This is a genomic window from Umezawaea sp. NPDC059074 (genome assembly GCF_042738955.1).
GTDB lineage: Bacteria > Actinomycetota > Actinomycetes > Mycobacteriales > Pseudonocardiaceae > Umezawaea.
On record NZ_JBHYHC010000025.1, the window covers coordinates 81,941 to 91,169 of the forward strand.

General features: G+C 71.9%; 6 protein-coding genes. All 6 read left to right on the plus strand.

Going from position 1 to position 9,229, the window contains the following annotated elements; all coding sequences use genetic code 11:
• The first annotated feature begins 112 nt into the window (after positions 1 to 112).
• The 6 genes from argS (at position 113) to rho (ending at position 8,886) form a co-directional block, all read left to right on the plus strand.
• Entirely contained in the window at positions 113 to 1,762 is a 1,650-nt protein-coding gene (gene argS / locus ACFWW9_RS14470; RefSeq protein ID WP_390376427.1) for an arginine--tRNA ligase, read from the plus strand.
• On the plus strand, positions 1,762 to 3,201 hold the full coding sequence (gene lysA / locus ACFWW9_RS14475; protein WP_390376430.1) for a diaminopimelate decarboxylase: 1,440 nt from the start codon (positions 1,762 to 1,764) through the stop codon (positions 3,199 to 3,201). Before argS ends, lysA begins: the two co-directional genes overlap by 1 nt.
• On the plus strand, positions 3,188 to 4,513 hold the full coding sequence (locus tag ACFWW9_RS14480; RefSeq protein WP_390376433.1) for a homoserine dehydrogenase: 1,326 nt from the start codon (positions 3,188 to 3,190) through the stop codon (positions 4,511 to 4,513). Before lysA ends, ACFWW9_RS14480 begins: the two co-directional genes overlap by 14 nt.
• A gap of 1 nt (position 4,514) precedes the next feature.
• The gene (gene thrC, locus ACFWW9_RS14485; protein WP_390376436.1) at positions 4,515 to 5,591 is read left to right on the plus strand and encodes a threonine synthase; all 1,077 of its coding nucleotides are present in this window, start codon (positions 4,515 to 4,517) and stop codon (positions 5,589 to 5,591) included.
• Entirely contained in the window at positions 5,588 to 6,466 is an 879-nt protein-coding gene (thrB, locus tag ACFWW9_RS14490; protein WP_390376439.1) for a homoserine kinase, read from the plus strand. The genes thrC and thrB overlap by 4 nt, the downstream gene beginning before the upstream one ends.
• A 341-nt stretch (positions 6,467 to 6,807) precedes the next feature.
• Positions 6,808 to 8,886, plus strand: a complete 2,079-nt coding sequence (gene rho, locus ACFWW9_RS14495; RefSeq protein ID WP_390376442.1) for a transcription termination factor Rho — start codon at positions 6,808 to 6,810, stop codon at positions 8,884 to 8,886.
• Positions 8,887 to 9,229 lie beyond the last annotated feature (343 nt).

Below are 9,229 nucleotides of genomic sequence, written 5' to 3' on the forward strand. Positions count from 1 at the left end.
GCAGGGTGTTCGTCAACAGTTGCCACCTGTCGGCGCGAGCCCCCGCCATCCCACCCTCCGAGACGCGTTAACCCGGTCGAGACCAGCGCGAACGCTTCCCTAGACTGCTGCGGTGACTCCCGCTGCGCTCGCTGAACTGGTCCGCGCGACGGCCGTGGACGTGCTGTCCGGCCGTGGCCTGGATCCCGGCACACTGCCGTCCGCGGTGGCCGTCGAGCGACCCCGCAACCCCGACCACGGCGACTACGCGACGAACCTGGCCCTCCAGATCGGCAAGAAGCTCGGTGTTCCCTCCCGTGACCTGGCCGGATGGCTCGCCGAAGCGCTGACCGGGACGGCCGCCATCGCGTCCGTCGAGGTCGCCGGACCCGGATTCCTGAACCTGAGGCTCGCCGCGGACGCGCAGGGCGAGATCCTGCGCGAGGTGCTGACCGGCGGCGCCGCGTACGGCACCGGCGACGAACTGGCCAAGGCGAAGATCAACCTGGAGTTCGTGTCGGCGAACCCGACCGGGCCGATCCACCTCGGTGGCGCGCGCTGGGCCGCGGTCGGCGACGCGCTGGGCCGGGTGCTGTCCGCGCGGGGCGGTGACGTGACCCGCGAGTACTACTTCAACGACGCGGGCGCGCAGATCGACCGGTTCGTGTCGTCGCTGATCGCCGCCGCCAAGGGCGAGCCCGCGCCCGAGGACGGGTACGCGGGCGGGTACATCACCGACATCGCGGCCGAGGTGATCAAGCAGGAGCCGAGCGCGCTGTCCGCCGAGGACAGCGCCGAGGTGTTCCGGCGGATCGGCGTCGGGCTGATGTTCGCCGAGATCAAGCAGGCCCTGCACGACTTCGGCACCGACTTCGACGTGTTCTTCCACGAGGACTCGCTGCACCGCTCCGGCGCGGTCGCGAAGGTCGTCGAGGAGCTGAAGAAGTCCGAGGCGCTGTACTTCGAGGACGGCGCCTGGTGGCTGCGGTCCAGCGACTACGGCGACGACAAGGACCGCGTCGTCATCAAGAGCGACGGCGACCCCGCCTACATCGCGGGCGACATCGCGTACCTCCAGGACAAGCGGGCGCGCGGCTTCGACCTGTGCATCTACATGCTCGGCGCGGACCACCACGGCTACATCGGCCGCCTGAAGGCCGCCGCGGCGGCGCTGGGCGACGACCCGGCCGTGGTCGAGGTGCTGATCGGCCAGATGGTGAACCTCGTCAGCGAGGGCAAGCCGGTGCGGATGAGCAAGCGCGCGGGCACCGTGATCACCATGGAGGACCTGGTCGACGCGGTCGGCGTGGACGCCGCCCGGTACGCGATGATCCGGTCGTCCGTGGACTCCGTGCTGGACATCGACCTCGACCTGCTGCGCAAGAACAGCAACGACAACCCGGTGCACTACGTCCGCTACGCCTACGCGCGGATCGCGTCCGTGCGCCGCAACGCCGCCGACCTGGGCCTGGAGCCCAACGACCGGTTCGAGCTGCTCACGCACGACCGCGAGGGCGACCTGATCCGCACGCTCGGCGAGTTCCCGCGCGTCGTGGCGGCGTCCGCCGAGCTGCGCGAGCCGCACCGCGTCGCCCGCTACCTCGAGGAGCTGGCCGGGGCGACCCACCGGTTCTACGACACCCCCGACCTGCGGGTGCTGCCCCGCGGCGACGAGGACGTCACCCCCGTCAACCAGGCCAGGCTCCAGCTCGTGCTGGCCGCCCGCCAGGTGTTCACCAACGGACTTGCCCTGCTGGGCGTCACCGCATTGGAGCGCATGTGATGCGCGCGCATCCCGCCGGCCCCCGGCACGCCGACGTCATGACCTCCGGCAGCACCGCCGGGAGCCGCCCGTCCACTTCGGACGGCATCGCCGAGCTGCACCCGAGGGTGTGGCCGCGCAACGCCGAACGCGGTGAGGACGGCGTCGTCCGCTTCGCCGGGGTCGACGTCCGAGACCTCGCCGCCCAGTACGGCACGCCGCTGTTCGTCATGGACGAGGACGACTTCCGGTCGCGCTGCGCCGAGCACGCCACGGCGTTCGGCGACCCGACGCTCGTGCACTACGCGTCCAAGGCGTTCCTCAGCGTCGCGGTGGCCCGCTGGGTCGCCGAGGAGGGCCTGAGCATCGACGTGTGCAGCGGTGGCGAGCTGGCCATCGCGCTGCGCGCGGACTTCCCGGCCGAGCGGATCGCGCTGCACGGCAACAACAAGTCCGTCGCCGAGCTGGTGTCCGCCGTCGAGGCGGGGGTCGGCGCGGTCGTGGTCGACTCGTTCTTCGAGGTCGCCAGGCTCGACCAGATCGCGCGCGAGCGCGGGGTCGTGCAGCCGGTGATGATCCGGGTGACCGTCGGCGTCGAGGCGCACACGCACGAGTTCATCGCCACGGCGCACGAGGACCAGAAGTTCGGGTTCTCCCTGTCCTCCGGTGACGCCGCCGAGGCCGCGCGCCGCGTGCTCAAGGCCGACGGCCTGCGGTTGATCGGCCTGCACAGCCACATCGGGTCGCAGATCTTCGACGCCAGCGGCTTCGAGATCGCCGCGCGCCGGGTGATCGGCCTGCTGGCCGACCTGCACGCCGAGCACGGCGCGGACAAGCTCGAGAGCCTCACCACCGTGGACCTCGGTGGCGGCCTCGGCATCGCGTACACGCCGGACGACGACCCGCCCCCGCCCGCCGAACTGGCCCGGCAGCTGCACAACATCGTGCAGAAGGAAGCCGAGCACGCCGGCCTGCCGATGCCGCTCATCGCGGTCGAGCCCGGTCGCGCGATCGTCGGGCCCGGCACGGTCACCGTGTACGAGGTCGGCACGATCAAGGACGTCGAGCTGGACGGCGGCCACACCCGCCGCTACGTCAGCGTCGACGGCGGGATGAGCGACAACATCCGCACGGCCCTCTACGACGCGGTCTACGACTGCCGCCTGGTGTCGCGCACCGCGGACCCCGGCACGTCGGCCGTGCTGTGCCGGGTCGTCGGCAAGCACTGCGAGTCCGGCGACGTCGTCGTCCGCGACTGCTGGCTGCCCGACGACCTCGCGCCGGGCGACCTGCTCGCGGTCGCGGCCACCGGCGCCTACTGCTACTCCATGGCCAGCGGCTACAACCGGCTGCCGCGGCCCGCGCTCGCCGCGGTCACCGACGGCGAGGCGCGACTGCTCCTGCGCCGGGAGACCGAGGACGACCTGTTCCACTTGGAGGTTGAAGGTGCCGGAAGGTAAACCGATCGGTGCGCGGCCCATTCGGGTGGCCCTGCTGGGCTGCGGCACGGTCGGCACTGAGGTCGTCCGGCTGCTCACCGACCAGGCCGCGGACCTGACCGCGCGGATCGGCGCGCCGGTCGAGCTGACCGGCATCGCCGTGCGCAAGCCCAACAAGCACCGCGAGGTGCCCGCGCACCTGCTCACGACCGACGCCGCCGCGCTGGTGGCGTCCGACGTCGACCTCGTCGTCGAGGTCATCGGCGGCATCGAGCCCGCCCGCACGCTCCTGCTGGAGGCGCTGCGGTCGGGCAGGTCCGTGGTCACGGCCAACAAGACGCTGCTCGCCGAGCACTCGGCCGAGCTGTTCGAGGCGGCCGACGCGAGCGGCGCGGACCTCTACTTCGAGGCCGCCGTCGCGGGCGCGATCCCGTTGCTGCGGCCGCTGCGCGAGTCCCTCGCCGGCGACCGGATCACCCGCGTGATGGGCATCGTCAACGGCACCACCAACTTCATCCTGTCCGGCATGGACGCCACCGGCGCGGGCTACTCGGAGACCCTCGAGGAGGCGTCCCGGCTGGGCTACGCCGAGGCGGACCCGACCGCGGACGTGGACGGCTTCGACGCCGCGTCCAAGGCCGCGATCCTCGCCTCGCTGGCGTTCCACACCAGGGTCACGGCGTCCGACGTGCACCGCGAGGGCATCTCCTCGGTCAGCGCGTCGGACATCGCCGCCGCCAAGGGCCTCGGCCGCACGGTGAAGCTGCTCGCGATCTGCGAGCGGGTCACGTCCGTCGCCGAGGACGGCACCACGACCGAGTCGGTCGCGGCCCGCGTGCACCCGGCGATGATCCCGCGCAGCCACCCGCTCGCGGGCGTGAACGGCGCGTTCAACGCGGTGTTCGTCGAGGCCGACGCGGCGGGCGAGATGATGTTCTACGGCCAGGGCGCCGGCGGCGCCCCGACCGCGAGCGCGGTGCTCGGCGACCTGGTCGCGGTGGCCCGCAACCGGGTCCTCGGCGGCCGAGGCCCCCGCGAGTCCGCCTACGCGGACCTGCCGGTGCGGTCGATCGGCCAGACGCCGACGCGCTACCACATCAGCCTCGACGTCGCGGACCGCGCGGGCGTGCTCGCCCAGGTCGCGGCCGTGTTCGCCGAGCACGACGTGAGCATCGCCGCGGTCCGGCAGGAGGGCAGGATCGACGACGCCAGCCTGGTGATCGTCACCCACGCCGCCTCCGACGCGGCACTCCGGTCCACTGTGGACAAGATCGGTGGTCTCCCGGTGGTCCGGGAAGTCGTCAGCGTGATGCGCGTGGAAGGCGAAGACTGACATGACGATCCAGGCAGGCGTGCGACCCGGCTGGCCGGGCATCATCCACGCCTACGCAGACCGCATCGAGCTGCCCGAGGGCGCCAGGGTCGTGACGCTGCACGAGGGCGGCACGCCGCTGGTCGAGGCGGAGCACCTGTCCGAGCTGACCGGCAGCCGCGTGCTCGTCAAGGTCGAGGGCGCGAACCCGACCGGGTCGTTCAAGGACCGCGGCATGACCGTGGCCATGACGTACGCGCTGGCCAGCGGCATCAAGGCGGTCATCTGCGCGTCCACCGGCAACACGTCGGCCTCGGCCGCCGCGTACGCCGCGAAGGCCGGTCTGACGGCCGCCGTGCTCGTGCCCAGCGGCAAGATCGCGCTCGGCAAGATGGCGCAGGCCGTCATGCACGGCGCGAAGATCCTCCAGATCGACGGCAACTTCGACGACTGCCTCGAACTCGCGAGCAAGACCGCGGCCGAGTACCCGGTCACGCTGGTCAACTCGGTGAACCCGGTGCGGCTCATCGGCCAGAAGACCGCCGCGTGGGAGATCTGCGACGTCCTCGGGCGCGCGCCGGACTTCCACTGCCTGCCGGTCGGCAACGCGGGCAACATCACCGCGTACTGGCGCGGTTACCAGGACTACGCCAAGGACGGCGTCACGACGTCGACCCCGAGGATGTACGGCTTCCAGGCCGCGGGGTCCGCGCCGCTCGTGCTGGGCGAGCCGGTGAAGAACCCGGAGACCATCGCCACCGCGATCCGCGTCGGCAGCCCGGCGTCGTGGACGGGCGCGATCACCGCCCGCGACGAGTCGAACGGCCTGATCGCGGCCGTCACCGACGAGCAGATCCTGGAGGCGTACCGCCTGCTCGCGTCGCGGGAGGGCATCTTCGTCGAGCCCGCGTCCGCCGCCAGCATCGCGGGCCTGCTCGCGACCGCCGCCGACGGCAGGCTCCCCAAGGGGTCCGTCGTGGTGTGCACGGTCACCGGCCACGGCCTCAAGGACCCGGACACCGCGCTGCTCGGCATGGCCGCCGTGGAGCCCGTGCCGGTCGACCCCGGCGCCGTGGCGTCGGCGCTGGAACTCGCGTGACGTCCGCCGTCCGGGTGACCGTGCCCGGCTCGACGGCGAACCTCGGGTCCGGGTTCGACGCGCTCGGCATGGCGCTGGACGTCCACGACGAGGTGGACGTCCGCGTCACGGCGTCCGGGCTCGTCGTGCGCGTTTCCGGCGAGAGCTGCGACGACGTGCCCACGGACGAGACCCACCTGGTCGTGCGGGCGTTCCGCGCGGCCTGCGAGCTGATCGGCTTCGCGCCGTCCGGGGTCGAGTTCGACTGCCGCAACGAGATCCCCCATTCGCGTGGCCTCGGCTCGTCGGCCGCCGCGATCGTCGCCGGTGTCGCCGCCGCGTACGGGCTCGCGGGTCGCGAGTTGGACACGGCCGCGTTGCAACTCGCGTCGGAGTTCGAGGGGCACGCCGACAACGCCGCGGCCAGCATGTTCGGCGGCGTGGTCATCGCGTGGTCCGAGGGCGACCAGTACCGGGCGGTCCGGCTCGACCCGCACGCCGACCTCCGGCCGGTCGTGCTGGTGCCGTCGGAGGAGTCGTCGACCAAGACCACCAGGGGGCTGCTGCCCGCCGTCGTGCCGCACGCGGACGCGGCGTTCGCGGCGGGCCGCTCAGCGTTGGCCGTACACGCCCTGACCTGCGATCCCTCGCTGCTGCTGACCGCTTTGGACGATCGGCTGCACCAGCCGTACCGGGAGCCCGCGTGGCCCGCGACGATCCGCGTGGTCAGGGACCTTCGGGAGGCCGGAGTGGCGGCCGCCGTGTCGGGCGCCGGACCGACGGTCCTGGCGCTGCCGAAGGACGGCGAACTGCCGGTGGGGGTCGACGTCACCGGCTTCGACGTGCGCCGATCCGCCGTGGACCTGGCCGGGGTGCGCGTTCGTCCAGTTGGCTGACGACGCCACGCGGGGGTACCCGGTTGTTGCACCCGCACCTGGCTGCGTCTACCCTCGGAGGCGATCAGTCACCGCGCGCACGGGCGCCGGTGCCGTGCCCGGACATTCGCTCCGGGTCGCATTCCAGCCAGCCAGGGACCCTGTGCCGCAAGGGCGGGGTCGAGGCTGAAAGGCACCCGATCGCCGTGTGACCGAGAAGTCCCGTGCCGACGGACGTCGTCGCAAGTGCGCAATCGCCGCGTCGAATCCGTCTTCATCGGACGAACTGCTGTTCCGCATTCCGTCGGACGGCAGGTCCGCTGGGCCGCGTAGGAGGCGGGGTCCGGTCAGGAAGGACTTGTGTGAGCAACACCGATTTGTTGAGCAGCGACGCTGCTCCCGAAGCCGCTGCCAGTTCTGGAGCCGAGGAGAACGCCCTGTCCACCCCTTCCAACGGCAGCGCCCCGCGCAAGCGGGCTGGTCTGTCCGGCATGGTGCTCGCGGAGCTTCGTGAGCTCGCGGGCCAACTCGGCATCAACGGAACCGCGGGTCTGCGCAAGGGCGACCTCATCGCGGCGATCAAGGAGAAGCAGGGCGGTACCTCCGGTCGGGGCAGCGCCTCGACCCCGCCCGCCAAGGCTGAGAAGCCCGCCGCGAAGGTGGCCGAGGCCCCCGTGGTCGAGGCTCCCCGCGTCGTCGAGAAGCCCGTGCAGGCCCCGGTGGAGAAGCCGGTCCAGCAGCAGCTCGAGGTCGCCGAGGCCCCCGCCGTCGGTGGCGAGGAGGAGGGCGGCCGCCGCAACAACCGGCGTCGCCGGTCCTCCGGCCGCGCCGCGGGCAGCCCGGAGAACGCCGTGGCGGCCCCCGCCGAGGCGCCCCCGGTCGAGCGCCCCCAGCAGGAGCGCCCGCAGCAGGAGCAGCCGCAGCGCGACCGCCCCGAGCGCTCCGAGCGCCCGGACCGCGGTGGCGACCAGCAGCAGCGTCCCGAGCGCTCCGAGCGCCAGGACCGCGGCGACCGCCCCGAGCGCGGCAACCGCCAGGAGCGGGGCGACCGCTCCGAGCGTTCCGACCGCGGCGACCGCAACGACCGCGGTGACCGCGGCCAGGGTCGCGGCAGGCAGAACGAGCGGCAGAACGACAACCGGAACGACAACCGGCAGAACGACCGCCAGGGCAACACCGTGGTGGAGGACGACGACGAGGAGGGCGGCCGTCGCGGCCGTCGCTTCCGCGACCGCCGCCGCCGTGGCGGCCGGGTCGAGGGCGGCGCCCCCGGCGCACCCGACACCGAGGTCCGCGACGACGACGTCCTGCTGCCCGTCGCGGGCATCCTCGACGTGCTGGAGAACTACGCCTTCGTGCGCACCTCCGGCTACCTCGCGGGCCCGAACGACGTCTACGTGTCGCTCTCGCTGGTCCGCAAGTACGGCCTGCGCCGCGGCGACGCGCTGATCGGCGCCGTCCGCCAGCCGCGCGACGGCGAGCAGCAGCGGCAGAAGTTCAACCCGCTCGTGCGGGTGGACAAGATCAACGGCTTGGACCCGGACCAGCTCAAGAACCGGGACGACTTCACCAAGCTCACGCCGCTGTACCCGAACGAGCGCCTGCGCCTCGAGACCGAGCCGCACATCCTCACCACGCGCGTCATCGACCTGGTGATGCCGATCGGCAAGGGCCAGCGCGCGCTCATCGTGTCGCCGCCCAAGGCGGGCAAGACCTCGGTGCTCCAGTCGATCGCCAACGCGATCACGACGAACAACCCCGAGTGCCACCTGATGGTCGTCCTCGTGGACGAGCGTCCGGAAGAGGTCACCGACATGCAGCGCTCGGTGAAGGGCGAGGTCATCGCCTCGACCTTCGACCGGCCGCCGTCAGACCACACGACGATCTCGGAACTGGCCATCGAGCGGGCCAAGCGGCTCGTCGAGATGGGCCACGACGTGGTCGTGCTGCTCGACTCGATCACCCGACTGGGCCGCGCGTACAACCTGGCGGCCCCGGCCTCCGGCCGCATCCTGTCCGGTGGTGTCGACTCGACGGCGCTGTACCCGCCGAAGCGCTTCCTCGGCGCGGCCCGCAACATCGAAGGCGGCGGCTCGCTCACCGTCATCGCGACCGCGCTGGTCGAAACCGGCTCCGCCGGTGACAGCGTGATCTTCGAAGAGTTCAAGGGCACCGGCAACGCCGAACTGAAGCTGGACCGGAAGATCGCCGACAAGCGCATCTTCCCGGCAGTCGACGTCGACCCGTCCGGCACCCGCAAGGAAGACCTGCTGCTGTCGCCGGACGAACTGGCGGTCATGCACAAGCTGCGCAGGGTGCTCCACGCCCTGGACAGCCAGCAGGCCATCGAGTTGCTGCTGGACCGGCTGAGGAAGAGCCGGACCAACATCGAGTTCCTGATGCAGGTCGCGAAGACGACTCCCGGCAACGAGGGCGTCTGACCGCTTTTGCACGACCGCTGGGGCCGCTTCCTTCGGGGAGCGGCCCCAGCGGCGTTTGGGGCGAGGGCTGGGGGCGAGGGCTGGAGGCTGGGGCGAGCGCCATGGCCGACTGGCTGCCTGGCCGGGGGCGCTGGCTGTGTGGCTGCTTGGCGGAGGGTGCCTGCTGTATGACTGCTTGGCCGGGGGCGCCTGCTGTGTGACTGCCTAGCCGGACAGTCCTGCTGATTGACTGCCTGGCGGCGCACGCCTGCTTTTGAGAGGCCGGCTTTACTTGGGGGATTTGAGCCTTAAAATTTGTCGGGCTGCGGCTTCTGAACCTGCCGTTTTGGCCCGACAAAGGCTC